Annotated in this window: 19 protein-coding genes; all 19 read left to right on the top strand. The window is 55.0% G+C overall.

All coding sequences use genetic code 11. From position 1 onward, the window contains the following. Position 1: 1 nt before the first annotated feature. A complete protein-coding gene (locus tag CRO05_RS03590; RefSeq protein WP_097065846.1) occupies positions 2-538 on the top strand; it encodes a fimbrial assembly protein in 537 nt (178 codons plus the stop codon). A 3-nt stretch (positions 539-541) separates the two neighbouring features. Continuing rightward, positions 542-1,117: a hypothetical protein gene (locus CRO05_RS03595; RefSeq protein ID WP_097065847.1), complete on the top strand. Its 576-nt coding sequence runs from the start codon at positions 542-544 to the stop codon at positions 1,115-1,117. Next, positions 1,114-1,659: a secretion system X translation initiation factor gene (locus tag CRO05_RS03600; RefSeq protein ID WP_097065848.1), complete on the top strand. Its 546-nt coding sequence runs from the start codon at positions 1,114-1,116 to the stop codon at positions 1,657-1,659. The genes CRO05_RS03595 and CRO05_RS03600 overlap by 4 nt, the downstream gene beginning before the upstream one ends. Next, the gene (locus CRO05_RS03605; RefSeq protein ID WP_235001276.1) at positions 1,641-3,887 is read left to right on the top strand and encodes a secretin and TonB N-terminal domain-containing protein; all 2,247 of its coding nucleotides are present in this window, start codon (positions 1,641-1,643) and stop codon (positions 3,885-3,887) included. The genes CRO05_RS03600 and CRO05_RS03605 overlap by 19 nt, the downstream gene beginning before the upstream one ends. A gap of 1 nt (position 3,888) precedes the next feature. Next, positions 3,889-4,389 carry a type II secretion system protein gene (locus tag CRO05_RS03610; RefSeq protein WP_097065850.1) on the top strand — a complete coding sequence of 167 codons (501 nt, stop codon included), beginning with the start codon at positions 3,889-3,891 and terminating at the stop codon, positions 4,387-4,389. 28 nt (positions 4,390-4,417) lie between these two features. Beyond that, entirely contained in the window at positions 4,418-4,843 is a 426-nt protein-coding gene (locus CRO05_RS03615) for a type II secretion system protein (RefSeq protein WP_097066647.1), read from the top strand. Then, positions 4,818-5,591 carry a type II secretion system protein gene (locus tag CRO05_RS15675; RefSeq protein WP_181319731.1) on the top strand — a complete coding sequence of 258 codons (774 nt, stop codon included), beginning with the start codon at positions 4,818-4,820 and terminating at the stop codon, positions 5,589-5,591. The genes CRO05_RS03615 and CRO05_RS15675 overlap by 26 nt, the downstream gene beginning before the upstream one ends. 281 nt (positions 5,592-5,872) lie before the next feature. After that, positions 5,873-6,448 (top strand): aminodeoxychorismate/anthranilate synthase component II, encoded by a 576-nt coding sequence (locus CRO05_RS03625; RefSeq protein WP_097065851.1) that lies wholly within the window; start codon positions 5,873-5,875, stop codon positions 6,446-6,448. Positions 6,449-6,505: 57 nt separating this feature from the next. Continuing rightward, positions 6,506-7,558 carry an anthranilate phosphoribosyltransferase gene (gene trpD, locus CRO05_RS03630; RefSeq protein WP_097065852.1) on the top strand — a complete coding sequence of 351 codons (1,053 nt, stop codon included), beginning with the start codon at positions 6,506-6,508 and terminating at the stop codon, positions 7,556-7,558. A gap of 3 nt (positions 7,559-7,561) precedes the next feature. Beyond that, entirely contained in the window at positions 7,562-8,398 is an 837-nt protein-coding gene (gene trpC, locus CRO05_RS03635; protein ID WP_097065853.1) for an indole-3-glycerol phosphate synthase TrpC, read from the top strand. A 298-nt stretch (positions 8,399-8,696) separates the two neighbouring features. Then, on the top strand, positions 8,697-9,971 hold the full coding sequence (locus CRO05_RS03640; protein WP_097065854.1) for a porin: 1,275 nt from the start codon (positions 8,697-8,699) through the stop codon (positions 9,969-9,971). 466 nt (positions 9,972-10,437) lie between these two features. Then, positions 10,438-11,544: an adenosyl-hopene transferase HpnH gene (hpnH, locus tag CRO05_RS03645; RefSeq protein ID WP_097065855.1), complete on the top strand. Its 1,107-nt coding sequence runs from the start codon at positions 10,438-10,440 to the stop codon at positions 11,542-11,544. Between the two features lie 62 nt (positions 11,545-11,606). Further along, positions 11,607-12,272, top strand: a complete 666-nt coding sequence (locus CRO05_RS03650; protein WP_235001277.1) for an HpnM family protein — start codon at positions 11,607-11,609, stop codon at positions 12,270-12,272. 49 nt (positions 12,273-12,321) lie between these two features. Further along, a complete protein-coding gene (locus CRO05_RS03655; RefSeq protein WP_097065856.1) occupies positions 12,322-14,979 on the top strand; it encodes an MMPL family transporter in 2,658 nt (885 codons plus the stop codon). Positions 14,980-15,112: 133 nt separating this feature from the next. Continuing rightward, entirely contained in the window at positions 15,113-15,892 is a 780-nt protein-coding gene (locus tag CRO05_RS03660; protein WP_097065857.1) for a VacJ family lipoprotein, read from the top strand. A gap of 164 nt (positions 15,893-16,056) precedes the next feature. Continuing rightward, positions 16,057-18,009: a squalene--hopene cyclase gene (shc, locus tag CRO05_RS03665; protein WP_097065858.1), complete on the top strand. Its 1,953-nt coding sequence runs from the start codon at positions 16,057-16,059 to the stop codon at positions 18,007-18,009. After that, positions 18,006-18,749: a phosphorylase gene (locus CRO05_RS03670; RefSeq protein ID WP_097065859.1), complete on the top strand. Its 744-nt coding sequence runs from the start codon at positions 18,006-18,008 to the stop codon at positions 18,747-18,749. The genes shc and CRO05_RS03670 overlap by 4 nt, the downstream gene beginning before the upstream one ends. Positions 18,750-18,960: 211 nt before the next feature. Next, positions 18,961-19,230 (top strand): 30S ribosomal protein S15, encoded by a 270-nt coding sequence (gene rpsO, locus CRO05_RS03675; protein ID WP_097065860.1) that lies wholly within the window; start codon positions 18,961-18,963, stop codon positions 19,228-19,230. 128 nt (positions 19,231-19,358) lie between these two features. Continuing rightward, positions 19,359-21,464 carry a polyribonucleotide nucleotidyltransferase gene (pnp, locus tag CRO05_RS03680; RefSeq protein ID WP_097065861.1) on the top strand — a complete coding sequence of 702 codons (2,106 nt, stop codon included), beginning with the start codon at positions 19,359-19,361 and terminating at the stop codon, positions 21,462-21,464. Positions 21,465-21,510: the final 46 nt, after the last annotated feature.

Below are 21,510 nucleotides of genomic sequence, written 5' to 3' on the forward strand. Positions count from 1 at the left end.
GATGCGTCGTCTCAAGCTGAAATTCCCCTCCGATGGAGGGATGGCAAGACAGGCGGGGTACATTTTGATGGTGCTGGGCATCGTTCTCTTTGCCGTCGTGCTGCATCAGCTCAAGGGTGCAATGGACGAGGCGGCTTATTGGGATTTGCGCATTGCCCGCATGGATCGGCGGGTGCAGCGCGAGGCGGCGCCGCAGGTATTGTCGGGGCCTCGCGGGCGTGAAATAAAACAGGAGATAAAAAGAGCCAATGCGGTGATGAGCGAGATCGACCTGCCGTGGCAAGCGCTGTTCGATTCGGTCGAATACGCTTCCAGTCACGACGTGGCTCTGCTGTCATTTCAGCCGGATGCGGCGGGCCGTACGATTCGTATTGGTGCTATAGCGAAGAATATTCCGGCGATGCTCGATTTTGTAAGCGCTTTAGAGCGTGAACCCGCCCTTCGGGACACCTTCCTGCTCAAGTACGAAATCAAACGGGAAGATCCCCAGCGGCCCGTGGTTTTTTCTCTTACGGCGTCATGGATCGAAACTTCCTGACAAATGGATCGAAACTTCCTGACAAATACCTGGCTGCGGGTGCGTTGGCAAACCGAGCGGCTGGGCGCCGCCGGAAAAATCGGCCTCGGATTATTCGTGTTCTCGGCGGTTTTTTTTGTGGTGGCAGTATTACCGCAACAGGCGGCGTCCAGAGTGCTGATGATGAGAGCTGAAGCAATCGAGCAGCGCCTGAAAGCGGAGCCGGTGCAGGGAAACCGCAGGGCCCCCAAAATACAAGGCGATCAGGGATTGCAGGCTTTCTACGCTTTTTTCCCAAAAATGGATTCTTCGCCGTTCTGGATCAAGGAATTGGTACAGGTTGCGGCGCAGCGCGATGTGGAGATTACTCGCATGGATTATCGCATGGTATATGAAAGGGATGTGAAGTTGGCGCGCTATGAAATGATACTGCCGGTGCGCGGCAAATATGCCCAGGTGCGCGGTTTTATCGCCGATGCGCTGCGAGTTGTGCCGGCAATGGCACTGGCCGATGTGACGCTCAAGCGTCAGGACGCGGCCTCCGAGTTGCTTGACGTGAATCTGAAATTCAACCTCTATCTGGGCGGAGGCGGGACATGAAACGGGCGGCAAGAGGGCGTACGTTATGGCTGGGCGGAGCATTGCTGGCCACACTTCTCGCTACCCAGTGGGTCAGCGGCGAAGAGGGCCCGCAACCGGAACAGGCTGTTGAAGACAGGGTTGTTCAAAAAGACGCTACCGGCACAGAGGGCGTAGAGGAAAAGAAGGCGGAACAGCTACAGCTTGAGCGTCTGGAACGCAGGCGCTTCAGCGCGCAGGCAGGCGACATTTTTAGTCGTCAATCGTGGGTGCCGCCCCCGCCTTCGGCTTCGATGAAGCCGTCGAAGCCAACTCCGCCGCCACTGCAGTTCAAATATCTCGGCAGGGTCAGGGACGGGAGCGAGACGCGGGTGTTTCTTGCCCTGGCCGAACGTAACTATATCGTCAAGCCGGGCGAGAGCATCAACAGCCAATACCGGATGGATGAGGTTACTGATGAACATATCACATTCACTTATCTTCCACTCAATGCAAAACAGATGCTTTCCACCGCGGGTGGAACGGCAGGGAATACTCGATCGGAATGGGAAAATACATTGTAGTTGTCTTGATCCTGGCCACGTTTGCCGGATGCGCGACAAATAACGCATTTGTCGAGGGCAAGCGGCTTATTGCCGAAGGTCAGATGGATACCGGTCTGGCCAGCCTGGAAGAGGCGGCGCGCAAGGAGCCGGATAACCTCGAGATTCGCGCGGTGCTTGTGCGCCAGCGCGAGGCGGTTGCAGGACGTTTGCTGCTGGACGCCGATAGGGCCAGGGTATCCGGCGACCTGGCTGGCGCGGAGCAGGGGTACCGCCGCGTCCTGGAGCTGAATCAGCACAACGAACGCGCGCAGGCGGGCCTGGCCGCGCTCGACACGGAGCGCAGGCATACCGCCCTGACAAGACATGCGGAAGCATTATTGGAGCGCGGAGATTACGCGGCCGCGGAATCGGAAGTCCGGTCGGTTCTTCAGGAAAATCCCCTGCAGCGGGATGCGCGCCGGCTGATGCAGCGGATATCAGACCTGGAGGTGCAGTCAGGGAAAATGGGTCCCGTCCTGAAGACCGCGTTCAAGCAGCCGATCACCCTCGAGTTTCGCGACACCGGCCTGAAATCGGTCTTTGAAATCATGGCGCGCACAGCGGGAATCAACGTTGTCTTTGATAAAGACGTCAAGCAGGATACCAAGACCACCATTTTCGTGCGCGACACCCACATCGATGACGTATTCAAGCTCCTGCTCCTGACGAACCAGCTCACGCACAAGGTCCTCAACGAGAATTCCGTGCTGATCTATCCGAATACGCCGGCCAAGCAGAAGGAATACCAGGAATTGACGGTACGCAGTTTTTATGTTGCCAATACCGACGTGAAGCAGATCGTGGCGATGGTCAAGGGGCTGGTCAAAACCAAGGACATGCATGTCGACGAGAAACTGAATCTCTTCGTCATGAAAGATACGCCGGATGCGATCCGCCTGGTCGAGCGGTTGATTGCACTGAATGATCTGGCCGATCCTGAAGTCATGCTGGAAGTCGAAGTATTGGAAATCGGACGCAACCGCCTGCTCAATCTTGGTCTACAGTATCCTGACCGGATCAATGTGAATATGCTCAGCGCAGCCAGCGCTGCGGCTGGCGCTCCATTCCCGCCCTTCGAGATCAGCAGCGCCGGCGTCAACGGCAACGGCTCCAACCTCGACCGGTTGACTGGATTCATCGCCAACCCCGCATTGATTGTCAATCTCAAGCGACAGGACGGCGTCATCAACGTGCTCGCCAATCCGCGCATCCGTGTCAAAAACCGTGAGAAGGCAAAAATCCTGATCGGGGACAAGGTGCCGGTGGTGACCACTACCGCCACGGCCAACGTGGGGGTTGCATCCTCGGTGAGTTATCTCGACGTCGGGCTCAAGCTGGATGTGGAGTCTACCATTTCGCTCCAGGATGAGGTATCGATGAAGGTCAGCCTCGAAGTAAGCAACATCGTGCGGGAAGTGCCGGTATCTGGGGGTGGCCTGGCCTATCAGGTGGGCACGCGAACCGCTGCGACCACGCTTGCATTGCGGGATGGCGAAACCCAGGTTCTGGCAGGACTGATCAGCGACGATGAACGCACCACGCTCTCAAAGGTTCCCGGTCTTTCGGCGTTGCCGTGGATTGGAAAGCTGTTTATCAATCAGAACACGACGCGCAACAAGACTGAAATTGCGCTTCTGATAACCCCGCGTATTGTGCGCAATATTGCGCGCCCGGCGAGAGTGGCGAGCGAACTTCATTTTGGCACGGAAAACACCATAGGAATGTTACCGGTCACCATTGGCAAGGTGGCGCCGCGAGCGCTTGCCATGTCATCCTCTACGCCTGGGGGCGCTGCCGCCAAGAGCGGCGTACCCTCCCCTTCCCCCTTACCCGATGCGTCTCAGGCAGCGAAGGCTCGCCCCACCGCCTCTCCTGTGGTGATGCTCGCAGCCCCGGAGCAGGTAGGGGCAGGCAAGGAATTTGCGGTCAGTGTGAGTCTGGCCGACGCCGAAGGGCTGCCTGCGGCCGAGTTGGAGCTGAATTACGATACCACCGCAGTCGAAGCGCTGGATGAGGGTGAGAACTCCGGCACCCGCCTGTTGAAGCTGGGCAAGGGAGGCGGTGCTGCGGAACTGCGGTTCAGGATCGTCGCGCAAAAGCCGGTCACCACCCAGATTGCCGTCAAAAATCTCACTTTCCCGGGTGAGAGCGGTGATCTTGCCGCGCAGATTGCGTTGCCGCCAGTGGCCAATATTGATATCCAGTGACATGACGAACAGGATTTTGGTAACAGGTTCGGCAGCGCAGGGTGGCTTCAGCCTGATCGAAATGATGATGGTTGTGGCCATCATGGCGGTGTTGGCCGCCATGGCGGCGCCCTTGTACGAACTCACGGTAAAGCGCGCCAAGGAGCAGGAATTGCGGACCGGACTGCGGCAGATCCGGGAAGCGATCGATGCATACAAGCGCGCGGTCAACGACGGGCGGGTGGCCAGGAAGGCCGAAGAGTCGGAGTATCCACGCAAACTGGAAGATCTGGTGGACGGTGTGCCGGACATGAAGGAACCGGAAAAGCGCAAGATCTATTTTTTGCGGCGATTACCGCGCGATCCCATGGCGGATGATCCCGCGTTGCCCGACGCCGAGACCTGGGGCAAGCGCGCGTACGAGAGCCCGCCGGACAGTCCGCAGGAAGGCGATGACGTCTTCGATATATATTCGCGTTCGCAACAGATCGGCCTGAATGGTATTGCTTACGATAAATGGTGAGCCGGACAATGCTGATGCCGGATTTATTATGAAGTACAAACACGAAGCAAATGGGGGCATCGCCGGTGTCGTATCGCCCAGCAATCTCCGTCCTGGCGGCTTTACCCTGATCGAATTGCTGGTGGTGATGGCGATCATTGCCGTTCTGCTGAGCATTGCGGCGCCCAGGTATTTCAATTCGCTGGACAGGTCCAGGGAGACGGCGCTGCGCCAGGATCTGAATGTCATGCGCGACGCTATCGATAAATTCAACAGCGATACCGGACAGTATCCGGAGGACCTGGCCGAGTTGGTGGAAAAGCGGTATTTGCGCGCCATTCCAATTGATCCCCTGACCGAAAGCGCGGAGACCTGGGTGGCAGTGCCGCCACCTGATGGGGGAGGCGGTGTTTACGATGTGCACAGCGGTTCGGCGGACCAGGCAAAGGATGAAACCTCCTATGGCGCCTGGTGAGGCGTGCCAGACGGGTGGCATGGCCCTGCAGAAGAAGCATTTGCAGGAAAAAGGGTTTACCTATCTTTGGGTAATGTTTATCGTGGCAATGACCGGCTTGGCGCTGGCTGGCGCAGGCCAGTTATGGCGTACCGAGGCGCGGCGGGAAAAGGAGAAAGAGCTCATGTTTGTGGGCGAGCAGTTCAGGCTCGCGATTGGTTCGTACTACGAGAGTTCGCCCGGGACCAAGCGCTATCCGGATTCGCTGGAAAAACTCTTGTCGGACGATCGTTTCCCGATAGTCAAACGGCATTTGCGCAAGGTTTTTATTGATCCGATGACGGGGGTGCCCGAGTGGGGACTGATCCAGAAGTCAGGTTCCGGAATTACTGGTGTATACAGCCTGTCCGCCCGCGAGCCGCTAAAACGCGCCAACTTCCATCAACGCTATGCCGCCTTTGGCGAGGCGGAGAATTATCGCGACTGGAAGTTCATCTACCTGCCGGGCGACGTGGGCGGGGCCATGCCGCAGCCGCAGCCAACTCCGCAAGCACAATCCCAGTCCGACACAAGGCCGTCCCAGCCCCAGGCCCAACCCCAGGCCCAGCCCGAAACAGAGCCACAATCGGAACGACGCCTACCGCCGCCGCAAACACAATCCGAATCGCAACCGTTGTGGGATCCATTCTCACCGTCATCTGATCCAGCGGGTGGGACAGACCCCGGCGCGCAATCGCCGGGCTACTCCAAGCGGCATATACAGGAGTAGTAGCCGTTATGCGTCTATTGGGCGGGCAGTCTGAGGCGGTACCAAGGCAGTAACAGATTTAAAAGAGGCTGGGTAAATTCTGGCTTCTCGCGATTTATGCGCAAGCCCAAACGTTGCAGAATGCGCTTCTTGCGTATTTTCTTGTCTGCCTGCCGCGGAGAAGGGATAATATCAAGTTTACTGCTGCGCACTTATGCCTTACGCCCAACGACGAAGGTATACAACGTGCAAAGACGGTATAGAGGCGCTTTTTAGGATATTCAGGGTAGAAATCTTCGTCCATGCTGTTGATGATCGATAATTATGATTCCTTTACCTACAACCTGGTGCAGTATTTTGGCGAGCTGGGTGAAGAGGTGATGGTATTTCGCAACGATGAAATTACGCCCGATGAAGTGGCGAAGTTAGGGCCTGCCTGCATCGTGATTTCACCCGGGCCCTGTACTCCAAGTAAAGCGGGTATATCGATACCGTTGATCGAGCACTACAACAGTCGGATTCCCGTACTGGGCGTGTGCCTTGGCCATCAGAGCATAGGGCAGGCTTTCGGCGGGAAAATCGTTCATGCCAGACAGCTCATGCATGGCAAGACTTCACCCATTTTCCACAATAGCGCCGGTGTATTTCGGGGCTTGCCAAATCCGTTCTGTGCGACCCGCTATCATTCACTCGTCATTGAGCGCGAGAGTCTTCCGGATTGCCTGGAAATCACTGCATGGACCGAAGATGGTGAGATCATGGGCGTGCGCCATAAAACGCTGGCGATCGAGGGTGTGCAGTTTCATCCGGAATCCATTCTTACCGAGTACGGGCACAAGTTGCTGGAAAATTTCCTGGTGCAGCGGGCAGCCGCATGAATGACTCGTGAAGAAGTTGCATGAAGTAGGTGATGCCATTCCCAAAAAGGATTCATTATGAAACCGCAGGAAGCGCTGGCCCGTATCATCGAACATCGTGAAATCTTTCACGATGAGATGCTCTCGCTCATGCGTCAGATCATGCGTGGAGAGTTATCGCCGACGCTGATCGCTGCTATCGTAACCGGATTGCGGGTGAAGAAGGAAACCGTCGGCGAGATCACGGCCGCTGCGCAGGTGATGCGTGAGTTTGCCACCCGGGTGGAAGTTGCTGATGAATCTCATCTCGTGGATACATGCGGAACGGGCGGGGATGCCGCCCACACTTTCAATATCTCCACCGCGGCGGCATTTGTCGCGGCCGCCGCCGGCGCACGGGTCGCCAAGCACGGCGGACGCTCCGTTTCCAGTAAATCGGGGAGTGCGGATGTACTCGAGGCTCTGGGCGTCAATCTCAACCAGACGCCTGGCCAGGTAGCGGAGGACATCAGGGAAATTGGGCTGGGATTTATGTTCGCGCCCAATTTTCACAGCGCCATGAAACATGCCGCGCCGGTGCGGCGCGACCTGGGCGTGCGCACTCTGTTTAATATCCTGGGGCCGCTGACCAATCCTGCCGGGGCAAAAAATCAGTTGCTGGGCGTATTTCACCCTGATCTTGTCGGGATACTGACGCGGGTACTGCAGCGTCTGGGTAGCCATCATGTAATGGTTGTCCATGGCGGGAACAGCCAGGGTGGGCTGGACGAGATCACTATAGCTGGCGAGACCTGGATCGGTGAACTCAGGCACGGCGAGGTGATTGAATACGTCATTAAACCGGAAGATTTCGACATGAGAACTGCCGCCATCGAAACAATACAAGTACAAGATAGCGCCCAATCCAGAGAAATACTGATGTCGGTACTGGATAATCAGCCAGGTCCGGCACTTGATGTAGTCATGCTCAACGCAGGCGCGGCGATATATGTTGCGGGCGTGGCGGAATCGCTGAAGCAAGGCGTGGAAAAAGCTCGCGTGGCAATTGAATGCGGTGCAGCCAAAGCAAAATTACTGGAACTGGTCGAATTCTCGAATCGGGAAAATCGCGATGAAGTTACCCTGATTTAGGGCATGGCTACCAATATTCTGCAAGAGATTCTAACCGTCAAACTGCAGGAGATTGCCGCGGCAAAGGCTGCGACGCCTCTTCGCGGGTTGCGCCACGAGGCAGAGGTTGCGCCGCCACCTCGTAATTTCACCAAAGCGCTCCACGATAAAATTACCATCGGATCAGCTGCGGTTATTGCGGAAATCAAGAAAGCCAGTCCCAGCAGGGGCGTATTGCGCGAGCAGTTCGACCCGGCCGCCATTGCCGCAAGCTACGCGCAAAATGGCGCTGCCTGCCTGTCAGTGCTGACCGATACGAAATTTTTCAGCGGCAGCACGCAGTATTTGCAGCATGCCAGAGCCGCCTGCAATCTGCCGGTACTGCGCAAGGATTTCATGCTGGAAGAATATCAGGTGGTCGAGGCCCGGGCAATGGGAGCAGACTGCATCCTTATCATCGTCGCGGCCTTTCGCGAGTTTTCTCTTCTGACTGGAGAGCGTCAGCGAAATGAAGACATGGTTGCCCGAATGCTCGAGCTCGAATCCCTTGCCCATGCTTTTGGCATGGGGGTACTGGTGGAAATCCACGATGGCGCGGAACTGGAGCTGGCGTTGCAATTGAATTCCCCGCTGATTGGCATCAACAATCGCAACCTTCATACTTTTGAAACCCGCCTGGACACCACGCTGCGATTGCTCGAGCGAATTCCGGCGGGACGCATCGTGATTACCGAAAGCGGTATACACACGAAGGCCGATGTGGCGCTGATGCGCGATCATCAGGTCAATGCCTTCCTGGTGGGCGAAGCTTTTATGCGCGCCGTGGATCCCGGTACGGAATTGGCCCGATTGTTCGGCTAATCTGCGCGAGCAACGCCTATCGGCAGCACACCTCAGCAGCAGGACTCGGCAGTACAATTTGCATAGACTCGCAGGCCCCATCTGCCTGAATCCCGGGTTAAAACGATTTTGTTGCAAAAAAGCAACACATGCCTCTTCGATATACCGAAAGTCTCTTTATTTCCTTGCTACGCGTTGTTGCGTTAGGCACAATCTCTCAACCCTCTCATTTAGAGAGGTCCAAGCAGCGGGATACTACTCCACCGAAATAGGGTCGGTGAGAGGCCCCACCGTTTCAACTTTAAAGGAGATTTTCCACATGAAAAAGAAACTGATTGCACTGGCTGCTGCTGGTGCACTCGCGGCCCCGGTGGTTGCATCCGCTCAGGGGACAAACGTCACGATTTTTGGTCGGGTGCAAGCTGAATACAGTCTCGTCGACTTTGCCGGCCAACCCAGTCAGGGAGCGCTTCAGGACAATTCCCGCTCGTCGCGTTGGGGTCTGCATATCACCGAGGATCTGGGCAATGGATTCAAGGCAAACGCCCGCCTGGAAATGGGTTTGAACGCGGGTTCCGGTTCGGCCACCACGCCGCGTGAGCAATGGGTCGGTCTTTCCAGCAATCATTGGGGCGATGTCAAATTCGGCCGCGTTCAGTCGCCGTTCAAGGATTTCGCCGGCGGTATGACAATTGATCCGTTTGCCTATACGACCCTCCAAGCCAACGGCGCCGGCGGTACGATGTCTGGTGGCGCAAACGGTCTGGGTTCAGGTGCAAACGGTTTTGTCAACAGCGCCATCCGTTATGACTCCGCGAGCATAGAAGGCTTCTCCTTTGCCGCGCTGCTTATGCCTGGTGATGCGAATAGCCTTGACCCTCTCCAATCCGGAATGATAGGTGGCATTTCTGGCGCCGGTAACTGGCTTCCTGGGGGACTGGGTGGGCACGGCAACACCGGAGGTAGAAACGGTGAGTTCGACGGTCAGGCCGCTGCAAAGTATCACGCCGATTTCATGGGCATGGGATTTGACATATTCGGCGGTTACTCCAGGGACAATGCCAACAACATACAGAAAAGCATAGGCCTGAGAACAGAAGAAGTATGGCGGGTTGGCGCTACATGGGCCTGGGAAAACTTCAAGCTCAGCGGCCAGTACGAAGATATCAACAACGCAATTGGGTCCGCGACATGTACCACCGCTGCTGCCCTTGTGGCCAACCCACTTGATGCCGGCGCATCTTCAGGACAATGCAACTCCGCGATGAACTGGGGCGGTGACGGCAACATTTGGCACGCTGGCGCCCAGTACAGATGGGGCAACACCACCCTGGTGGCGCAAGGCGGCATGACCAAAGCCCACGCAGGCGGTGTCAACGCGGCGGCAGCGCGCAAAGCTGATAGCTTTACAGTTGGCGCGATCCACAATCTGAGCAAGCGCACGAGCATTTTTGGTGGTTATCAGCATGTTTACATAACCAACCCCAACGGCGCAGCTGCAAATGATCTGGGCGGTGCTGTTAGCTACATTCAGCCAGCCTATGCAACCGGCAACCGTTCCACCTACACGATCGGTGTCCGTCACAACTTTTAATTGAGTCAAATCAGTTGAGAATGGGGCGCTCAGGCGCCCCATTTTTTTACGTTTTTTGCAGAAAAATAGAAATGCACAATGTCGCTCTCGGCCGCGCGTGGCTTGGATTAGAGAGGTTCTTAACCTTGAAAAAGTTGTGTGTTTAGTTTATGAAATATACGTGCTAATATACTGACGCAAAACGAGGGAATCGACCTGACCCGTACCGATAGAACGGCACGATAGGTGAAAATCCAGATTCCGGCTGCCGGCAGTGCTTATGTAATTTGAGAATGCGTAAGGAACTGCAGTGTTTCGCCCATTTTCACTTACGAGAGCCCAGTGGAATGGCATCTTCGAAGAAGCATCTTCGAGAATAAAGAAGGTGTCGGGCCTATCGAGCCTAGGTTAAAAATAACAGGAAAAATTCGCACCGTTATCGTCTGCGAACCAGTCAGTCTATTGAAGTTTTTTGGAGGGTTTGTTCATGGGAGTTCCTATACGTCAACAGATAGCTGTAGGTACTTATCTGCTCAAGCAAAAGCTGAAAGGGGTAAAAAAATATCCTATGGTTCTTATGCTGGAGCCTTTGTTTCGTTGTAATCTGGCCTGCGCAGGCTGCGGTAAAATTGATTATCCCGATCACGTTCTTGACCAGCGCCTTTCGGTCGAACAATGCATGGAGGCTGTTGATGAGTGTGGGGCGCCGATGGTATCCATTCCCGGCGGCGAACCGCTGATACACAAGGAAATGCCGGAAATCGTTGCGGGTATCGTTGCGCGGAAGAAGTATGTTTACCTGTGTACGAATGCGCTTCTGTTGAAGAAAAAGATTGGCGACTATACGCCATCTCCTTATCTGACCTTTTCCATCCATCTGGATGGCCTGAAAGAGAGGCATGATGCGTCCGTTGCCCAAGATGGAGTTTTTGACCGGGCGGTGGAGGCTATAAAACTGGCGGTAGCTAAAGGGTTCAGGGTCACGGTAAACTGTACCCTGTTTCAAGGTGAGACTCCGGAGGATGTTGCGGAATTTCTGGATTATGCGATGGAGTTGGGTATCGAGGGCGCAACCATTGCACCGGGATTCAGCTATGAACGGGCTCCGAAGCAGGATATCTTCATCAAGGGGAAAGATACCAAGAACTTGTTTCGGGGTATTTTCAAGATCGGCAAGACGCGCAATTGGAAATTGAATCATTCCTCGCTTTATCTTGATTTTCTTGCAGGCAACCAGAATTATCAGTGCACACCTTGGGGTAATCCAACGCGGAACGTGTTTGGATGGCAAAAACCCTGCTATTTATTACCGGATGAAGGATATGCGTCCAGTTTTCAGGAATTGCTGGATGACACGCCGTGGGATAAGTACGGTAACAGCAGTAATCCAAAATGCGCTCAGTGCATGGCGCACTGCGGCTATGAGGCGACCGCCGTTGAAGATATGTTACAGCACCCCGTGAAAGCGTTGCTCACTTCTATCAGGGGCCCGAAAACAACGGGTCCCATGGTAGCCGAGCCGGCGCCCAAATGGGCAGCGGAAAAACCGAAGCTTCCAAAAACACTCGCCGGAATTCCTGTCAAGGTCGAGTGATAAACAGCGCAAACAGTCATGCCATCAAAGCGCGCCGGTACAGTAGTTCGCCGCAGGCTTTGATGGCAGTTAGCGCACTTGCTATAAAGGCTGTCAATATGAAAGTCCTGCGCGCGATCAAATCTGTATTGCAACTTCAGATAGCGGTGGTCATGCTTCTGATCATGTCGCCCTCCTCGGCGGAAACGCAGGATGCGGCCGAACCTCAGCAGGTTGTAAACCGCCTGCACGAAGCCTTGATCAAGGCGATGCGCGAGGGCGCGAAACTCGGGTATCAAGGGCGCTACGAGTTGCTGGCTCCTGTTGTTGATCAAACCCACGACCTTGATTTTATTGCCCGGACCGCATTAGGAGCCAACTGGTCTCAACTGGACGCCAAGCAACAGCGCACTTTTACGGAAGTTTTTCGGAAGCTCAGCATTGGCACTTACGCGGGTTGGTTTAAAAGTCACGAGGGTGAGCGTTTCGAATTTCTGGAGCAACAATCCATGCCGCGGGATCAGGTGATGGTCCGTACCAGGCTGGTTCAATCGAGTGGCGAACCTGTACGTTTCGACTACATCCTGCGGAAGGGTAACGATGGCTGGCGCATCGTCAATGTCCTGGCCGACGGTGTCAGCGATCTTGCGCTGAAACGCGTCGAATATCGCGCCATCCTTCAGCGCGACGGCTTCCCCACGCTCATCGACATGCTCAAGAAAAAGATCCTCCTGACTGAACAGGATTAAACACCTGGGCAGCGCGGGGGATCGATCGCTCCAAATTGCTTCCTGAAGCATGACCACATCAAACAAAGCTTCCCATAGCCGCATCTACGACCTCTTCGCGCGCTGGTCCACCATTTCCTATCGTTACGGCGGCTGGGTTCTTCTCATAGCGCTGCTGGTAGCCGTGGCAAGCGGCATATATGTTTCGCGCAATCTGGGTATGAATACCGATACCACAGAGATGCTCTCGGAGCACTTGCCGTTTCGCGTCAATATGAAGCATTACAATGAAACGTTTCCGCAGGATATGGAAACGCTGCTGATAGTGCTGGATGCTCCCACACCAGAGCAGGCTCGCATGGCGACAGAACGTCTCGCTGCGCGGCTAAAAAAGGATACCGCGAATTTTCATGATGTCTATGCTCCCAATGCCGGCGATTTTTTTGAGCGCAATGGCTTGCTCTACGAAAGTGTTCCGGAGCTGGAACAGATCACTGACCGACTCGCCGCTGCACAGCCGCTGATCGCGCATATTGCCCAGGAACCCACCTTGACGGCTTTTGCCGATGTGCTGACGCGGGCGGTGGAGGAGTTGCATAAGGGACGCAGCATGGAGCTGCGACCGGTGTTAAGCGGGATAAGCGCGACGTTGGACGCACGGCTCCGCGAATCGCCCAGGGCGTTATCCTGGCAATCACTGTTCAATGCCGAGCCACAGAAAAGCAAGTACCAGGAGCTGATCGTAGTAAAACCGAGGCTTGATTACAGTCAACTATTCCCGGCAGAACAATCCATAGCAGCCCTGCATGCTGCCGCAAAAGACGTCGGGGTGACGGGGGAAAGCCCGGTTCGATTGCGAATTACCGGGGAAGTAGCGTTGGCAGAAGAGGAACTCAACACTTCGCTGCGCGGCATGGAGTACGCGGGAATAATCACGTTCGTAATGGTGGTGGTGGTGCTCTATTTTGCAATGCGGACCCCCGGACTAATACTCAACGTACTCGTCTGCCTGACATTGGGCCTGATCCTCACTGCGGCGTTTGCCACTGTCGCCGTGGGTCACCTGAATATAATTTCCATCGCCTTTGCGGTCCTATACATCGGTTTGGGTGCGGACTTTGCTATCCATTTTCTGCTGCGGTACCGTGAAATTCTGGAAAATGGCGCTCAGCCAGTCGAGGCAATGAAGATATCCGGAGGCGATGCCGGGGCCGCACTGACGGCGTGCACAATTACCAATGCCATCGGCTTCTACGCATTCATGCCTACGGACTATAGCGGGGTAGCGGAGTTGGGAATCATCTCCGGTACCGGCATGATCATCAGTCTGCTTGTTACGCTTACCGTAGGCCCTGCCCTGTTGCGCTACCTGCCAAGACGGCTGCCAGCGAAATCGACTGCAAAAGCCTCCGTGGGCAGAGTGCTCGAGCTATCGTTGAAGTGGCACAAGGTCACCTACGCCCTAACCTTGGTCGCTTCGGTTGCCGCACTTGCAATATTGCCTCAGGTAACGTTTGATTACAATTTGCTGAATATGCAGGATCCACAGGGAGAAGCAGTAAAGACTTTTCGGGAACTGCTTGCGGAAGCTGATCATTCCCCCTGGCACGCAACCGCACTGGCCAACGATCGTAAGGAAGCAGAACGTCTGGCTCAGCAGCTGACCAAGCTCCCTGAAGTGAAAAATGTAGTCACGATCCTCGATTTCGTGCCGGCGGAGCAGGAGGAGAAACTCCAGCTTATCGAGGAAATGGCGCTTACGATGGGACCGATTACCTTTTCAAGCCAGGCTGCGGGAAAGGGCGATGAAATCCCGGTGCAGCAGCGTAACGCATTGGAGGCGCTGGCTGTTGCATTAGACCGATTTATTGCCGAGCGTCCCGATCACCCTGCTTCGGCAACCGCCCGTGAGCTAAAATCGTCCCTTGCTGCACTGTTTGCCCGGCTCGACGGCGCCAGCCTCGACGAGAGGCGCAGCCTGCTCAATTCGGTGGAAAACGATCTGCTCGCGACGCTGCCTTCCGCTTTGCAGAGCCTGCGCACCGCTACTGAAGCGACTCCATTTGGTCAGCAGGATTTGCCGACATCTTTAGCCAGCCGGTGGCGCAGCCGGTCAGGTGACTATCGATTGGTCATCTATCCAGCAGAAGATCTCAACGACAACGATGCACTCAGGCGTTTTGTGCGGGCAGTGCAGCAAGAGGCGCCGAACGCCACCGGCGCACCCATGGTGAGCCTTGAGGCAGGCGAGGCAGTGGTGCAGGCATTCGTTCAGGCGTTCCTGCTGGCACTGGTCGGGATTATCATAGCGTTGTTGATAATATTGCGTAGCGTGAAGTATACCTTGCTGGTTCTGCTCCCACTTTTGCTGTCCAGTTTGTTCACTGCCACATTCACCGTCCTATTGAACGTACCGTTCAACTTTGCCAATATTATCGCCCTGCCGCTTCTGCTGGGTCTGGGTATCGACAGCAGCCTGCACATGGTGCACCGAAGTTTGAATAAGGAGCTGGTGAGCGAAATTCTGATTCACACCAGTACTGCGCGCGCCATTTTTTACAGCGCTTTGACTGCCCTGGTTGATTTCGCAAGTCTCATGTTTTCATCGCACCGGGGTACTGCCAGTATGGGAATAATGCTTACTGTGGGGCTCACTTTTACGCTCATCTGCACTCTGGTGATACTGCCCACATTGCTGCGTCCTCCGGCTCAGCGTGCAGAGGCGTGATCGTCCGATAACTATGTCTAGTTGGGTAATTATTGTTTATACTTCGCACCTTCTAATGGTTTAATCGCATCGAGAAATACCATAAATCTCGGAGTGCTCCAGAACTAACAAGATTGGCTGCTTCCTACTGATCATGACGCATAGCCGGACAACCGCCCTACCGCTAGTATGCGCATTACTGTTTACCGGTTGCGCCACCACGCATCCAAACGAAGCAAGCATAGATCCGGTAGATCCCAATGAAGAGACCAATCGCAAATTCTATAACTTTACGGATGTAATCGACCGGAATGTTCTGGCGCCGGTTGCCGATGTTTATATAAAGTATGTGCCTGACCCGATGCAGCGTTCGATTGGAAACTTTTATGACAACCTTGCATACCCGAACGTTATTCTGAACGATTTTTTACAAGGCAAGGTAAGGCAGGGCTTCCAGGATAGTTTGCGATTTGTCGTCAATTCGACAGTTGGTCTGGGTGGATTATTTGATATGGCCGCGCCCATGGGCTTGCCGCAGCATGACGAAGACTTTGGGCAGACATTGGGTGTTTGGGGAGTTAACACGGGGTCTTATCTTTTTGTCCCTCTGATCGGTCCCAGCACCTACCGGGATGCGCCAGGTATTCCCGTAAGTGTTTTCAGCAATCTTTTGTTTTATGCCGGCACCGTTGCCAGCACAGCAATTGTCGGTCCGGTCACGGTTTTAAGCATTATTGACAAGCGCGCCAGGTTATCAGGTCCCATGCGCGTTCGTGACCAGGCGGCCCTGGATCCTTATCTGTTTGTCCGCGAGGGATTTTTGCAACAGCGCAAGCATTTGATCTATGACGGGGATCCCCCGCCCGAGACCTACGACGATCCACTGTTCGACGATACCGTACGGAATGAGGCCGTAGCCGAGCCGCTACGCTGACGCTCTATTTGCGAATGGCGCGCTCATATCCGAAGGTCACAAATACTCGCGTCATCAAATGCATTTAAACCGGCTCATGCAAAAAAAAGCTATTTCTGCAATTACTTTCACGCCAACCAGCTGGGTTTATTCCGATCCCGCCGGAAGGCAATTCAGGTAAAAATATGAACAGATTTGGAGGTGCCGCCAGATTGTCTTCCCGAGATCGACATCAGAATTCAACTATTACAACAACAACACCCCTGGAAGATGGATTGGCCGCGGCGCGTAATGCACTGCTGTCCCAGCAGAAAGAGGATGGTCATTGGTGTTTTCCGCTGGAGGCGGACTGCACGATCCCAGCCGAGTATGTGCTGATGATGCACTTCATGGATGATATCGATGTCGATCTGGAAGTCAGGCTTGCCCGGTTTATCCGTGAAAAGCAGGATCCAGCGCATGGCGGCTGGCCGTTGTACTACGGCGGCGAGTTTGACCTGAGCTGTACGATCAAGGCTTATTACGCCCTGAAAATCGTCGGCGATTCGCCGGATGCGCCGCACATGAAGCGCGCGCGCGCAGCCGTTTTGAAACACGGGGGCGCGGCCCGGGCAAATGTTTTCACGCGGATATTGCTCGCGATGTATGGGCAGCTTCCGTGGCGCGGCGTTCCATTTGTACCGGTGGAAATCATTCTGTTGCCCCGGTGGTTTCCTTTCCATCTGAGCAAGGTGGCATACTGGTCTCGCACCGTCACGATACCGCTATCCATTCTATGCAGCTTGAAAGCCCATGCGGCAAACCCGCGCAAGGTTCACATCCGCGAACTGTTTACAGTGTCTCCGGAGGAAGAACGGAACTACTTTCCGGTGCGCACCAGTCTCAACCGCCTGTTTCTGGTGCTGGAGCGAACCGCTTCGCTATTCGAGTCGTTCATTCCACACGCGCTGCGCCGCGTTGCGCTACGCCGTGCCGAACGCTGGATAGTGGAGCGGCTCAACGGCGATTCCGGCCTTGGAGGTATATTCCCCGCCATTGTAAATGCCGGTGAGGCACTGGCGTTGCTGGGCTATCCTTATGAGCATCCTTACCGGGAGCAGTGCCGCCAGGCGCTGCGGGGACTGCTGGTAGACGAAGGTGAGCGCGTCTGGTGTCAGCCTTGCGTATCGCCGGTATGGGATACCGTTCTGACATGTCTCGCCATCCAGGAGGACGTCGCTACCGATCAGAAGCCCATCCGGAAGGCGCTTGACTGGCTCATCCCCAGCCAGATACTCGACGCGCCGGCGGACTGGCAGGAAGAACATCCTGACTTGCCGGGGGGAGGCTGGGCCTTCCAGTACGCCAATCCCCATTACCCGGATCTTGACGACACCGCTGCGGTGGCCTGGGCCCTGCATCAGGCAGACCCTCACGCTTACCGCGAAAGCATAGTCCGCGCTGCGGACTGGCTGGCCGGCATGCAATCCCGCAACGGCGGTTTTGCAGCTTTCGATACCAACAATACTTATTACTATCTCAACGAAATTCCATTTGCCGATCATGGCGCTTTGCTCGATCCGCCTACCAGCGACGTGACCGCCCGTTGCACCGGCTTTCTCGCTTTATATGGCGAGTCCAGGCATAGGGATGTCGTGGAGCGAGGTCTGACTTATCTATTCCGCGAGCAGGAATCCAGTGGCGCCTGGTTCGGTCGCTGGGGAAGCAATTACATTTACGGCACCTGGTCCGTGCTGGAGGCCTTCCGCCTGGCTCGCGTAGATACCGGTCACCTCGCCATTCGGCGGGCGATCCAATGGCTAAAGTCGGTGCAGCGCGATGACGGGGGTTGGGGCGAAAGCAATGACAGTTATGCCGAACCTCAGAAGGCCGGCCGGTTTGAAAGGAGCACATCTTTCCAAACGGCTTGGGCGCTGCTGGGTTTGATGGCAGTAGGAGAAGAGCATAGTCAGGAAGTGCATCGGGGGATCGAGTACCTGTTGCGCGAGCAAAGTGGTGACGGGCTCTGGTATGAGCCTTGGTTTACCGCCCCCGGTTTCCCGAGGGTTTTCTATCTGAAATATTACGGCTATTCGAAGTATTTCCCACTGTGGGCCTTGACCAGATTCCATGCGTTGAGCCGGAAGATTTCTGCGTGAGGGCGGTTGGCATTGTCACGGCATTGCGAGTGGAAGCTCGCTGTATAACGGCGCATCGGCTGCCTTTTAACCAAAGGATCAGCCTGGGAGAGAACGCAGCAATATGGCTCTGCGGCATGGGCGAAGCGGCGGCCCGGGAAGCAGCAGAAGGACTCAGGACCGGAGGCGCGACGGCCCTGATCAGTTTCGGGTTTGCAGGCGCATTGGATGCAAACCTTCACCCGGGACATCTGATATTGCCGGAGTCGATCCATGCCGGTCACTCGTTGCAAATCGACCTGGGCTGGCGGGACCGCTTTCGGCAGCGCCTGCCCGACCACTTGCGTGTTAGCGGTGGGATATTGGCTGCGAGCAGGGCGGTGCTGACCTCGGCCACTGCGAAACGTGAACTGGCTCAAGCTACCGGAGCGTGTGCGGTGGATATGGAAAGCGGTGCGGTGGCAGAGGCTGCGGCTCATGCCGGTTTACCGTTCCTGGCAGTGCGAGCGATCTCGGATCCGGTCGAATTCTCACCCCCGCCAGTTCTGCTCCATGCTGTGCGTCCGGATGGAAGCGCCGACCTGCGCCGCCTTTTGCCACTGCTGATGCGACGATCCCTGACTCTCGGCACGTTGCTGCGCCTGGCGAAAGACTCGCGCGCCGCATGCTCCACTTTGTCCACTGTAGCGCGATATGCCGACACGGAAATGGGTGTTTCCCGACGTCTTCCCCCATCCGCTCACGGATATGTGTCAGACTAAGAGAAATGAGGGGACAAAGTAAGAGGGTAAAGCAGGATTTCAGGGTTACGTGTAGCGTCCGCCTATCTTGTACGGAGCAGATAACAGATATATCACAAATATATCATCCGAGAACCGGGGAACATGAAATAAAGTCATCACATTACTTGAGAAGTAACCCGGTTAAAGAGTAAAATATCGCCCTTTCCCATTGGGCATCATGGAGAGCAGCATGGCAGTAACAACCGATCAAAAAGCACAGGTGGTACGCGACTATCAACGAGCAACTGGAGATACTGGTTCTCCCGAAGTGCAAGTGGCGTTATTGACCGCTCGTATCAACGACTTGACCAATCATTTCAAAGCGCATGTCAAGGACCATCATTCTCGCCGCGGTTTATTGCGTATGGTAAGCCGTCGCCGCAAGCTGCTGGATTACCTGAAGCGCAGCAGCGAAGATAGTTATCGTGCGCTAATCGAACGCCTTGGCTTGCGTAAATAGGTAGCGATCCCTGATGAGAGAGCGGCGGGATCAATTGAACTGCTATTTCCAGGAGCAGAGTCAACAATTCGGCTATATCGGTTTGACGCAAAAGCGAAACGGATGATTTTATTGAAAAAGGTAGTTAATTGAAAATCAAGAAAAGCATTACATACGGGTCCCATCAACTAACATTTGAAACTGGCGAAATAGCAAGGCAGGCGCACGGCGCAGTAATCGTTACCATGGGTGATACCGTAGTCCTTGTGACTGTGGTGGGTGCAAAAAACGCTAAACAGGGGCAGGATTTTTTCCCGCTGACCGTGGATTATCAGGAAAGAACCTACGCCGCCGGTAGAATACCGGGTAGTTTTTTCAAGCGTGAAGGCCGCCCGTCCGAGAAAGAAATCCTTACATCCCGCCTGATTGATCGTCCCGTTCGTCCGCTATTTCCAGAAAATTTTTACAATGAAGTACAGATCGTGGCCACCGTCCTGTCGTCCGATAACGAAGTGGACTCCGATATACCCGCCATGCTAGGCGCATCTGCAGCACTGGTCCTTTCCGGTATTCCCTTTCAGGGACCTATAGGTGCTGCTCGCGTCGGCTATGTTAACGGTGAATATATCCTTAATCCCGCCACCAGCCAACTGAAGCAAACCCAATTGAATCTGGTGGTGGCAGGCACACAGCAAGCTGTGCTGATGGTGGAGTCCGAGGCGATGGAATTGCCCGAAGATGTCATGCTTGGTGCTGTCATCTACGGTCACCAACAAATGCAGGCAGCAATCCACGCCATCAACGAGTTGGCCGACGAAGCGGGAGTGACCGCATGGGATTGGGCACCTGCGCCGCGCGATTCTGTTCTGGCGGCGCAAATTGCCGAACTGGCGGAAGACGATTTGCGTGCTGCATTCCAGCTAAAGCAGAAACAGACACGGTCCGAAACCATAGACAGTATCTGGACAAGGGTGTTTACCGAAGTCGGCGTCGGCGCTGAAGGCGGACCCGATGCGCAGGCTGTGAAGGAAGCCTGCTTTGCTCTGGAATCGAAGATCGTGCGTTCCCAGATTCTGGACGGTGAGCCTCGCATAGACGGGCGCGACACCCGAACCGTGCGTCCCATTACCATCCGCAACGGACTGTTACCGAGAACGCACGGCTCTGCTCTGTTTACTCGCGGAGAAACCCAGGCGCTGGTCGTTGCAACACTGGGCACGGGACGTGATGAACAGAAAATTGATGCGCTGCAGGGAGACTACTCCGAACGTTTTATGCTTCACTATAACATGCCGCCGTACGCCACTGGCGAGACTGGCCGTGTAGGAACTCCCAAGCGTCGTGAAATCGGTCATGGACGTCTTGCCAAGCGAGCGCTGGTTGCTGTACTTCCTTCGCCCGAAGAGTTTGGTTATTCGCTCCGGGTTGTATCCGAGATTACAGAGTCGAATGGTTCCAGTTCCATGGCGTCGGTATGCGGTGGTTGTCTTGCATTAATGGACGCTGGCGTGCCGCTGAAGGCGCATGTGGCGGGTATCGCCATGGGGTTGATCAAAGACGGCAACAGATTTGCCGTGCTGACCGATATCCTTGGGGACGAAGATCATCTGGGCGATATGGATTTTAAAGTAGCCGGCACGGAAAAGGGTATCACCGCGCTACAGATGGATATCAAGATCCAGGGAATTACCAAGGAGATTTTGCAAGCTGCGCTGATACAAGCCAAAGAAGGGCGCATGCATATCCTCGAGATTATGAAACAGGCGCTGCCGACGACGCGTGAGGATATTTCAGAACATGCCCCGCGTATCATCAAGATAAAGATCAATCCCGAGAAAATCCGTGACGTGATCGGCAAGGGCGGCGCGGTTATCCGTGCGTTAACCGAAGAGACCGGAACTACAATCGATATCGCTGACGATGGCACCGTTATGATCGCCTGTATTAATGCGGAAGGCGGCGAACTGGCGAGAAAGCGTATCGAGGATATTACTGCCGAGGTTGAGGTCGGAAGAACATACGACGGAACCGTCCTGAAACTTCTGGATTTTGGCGCAATCGTGAGCGTTCTGCCAGGCAAGGATGGATTATTGCATATCTCGCAAATTGCCAATGAGCGGGTCAATAACGTGGCTGACCATCTCAAGGAAGGTCAGGTGGTGCGCGTGAAGGTCCTGGAGGCCGATGATAAGGGTCGCCTGCGTCTCAGTATGAAGGCGATTGCGGCCGAGGTTACCGACACTGCGGCAACATGAGTATAGTTACTGAAATATTATGAAATTGTGGTTCCTGATTGTAGTT

Source organism: Nitrosovibrio sp. Nv4 (assembly GCF_900215485.1).
Taxonomy (GTDB): Bacteria; Pseudomonadota; Gammaproteobacteria; order Burkholderiales; family Nitrosomonadaceae; genus Nitrosospira.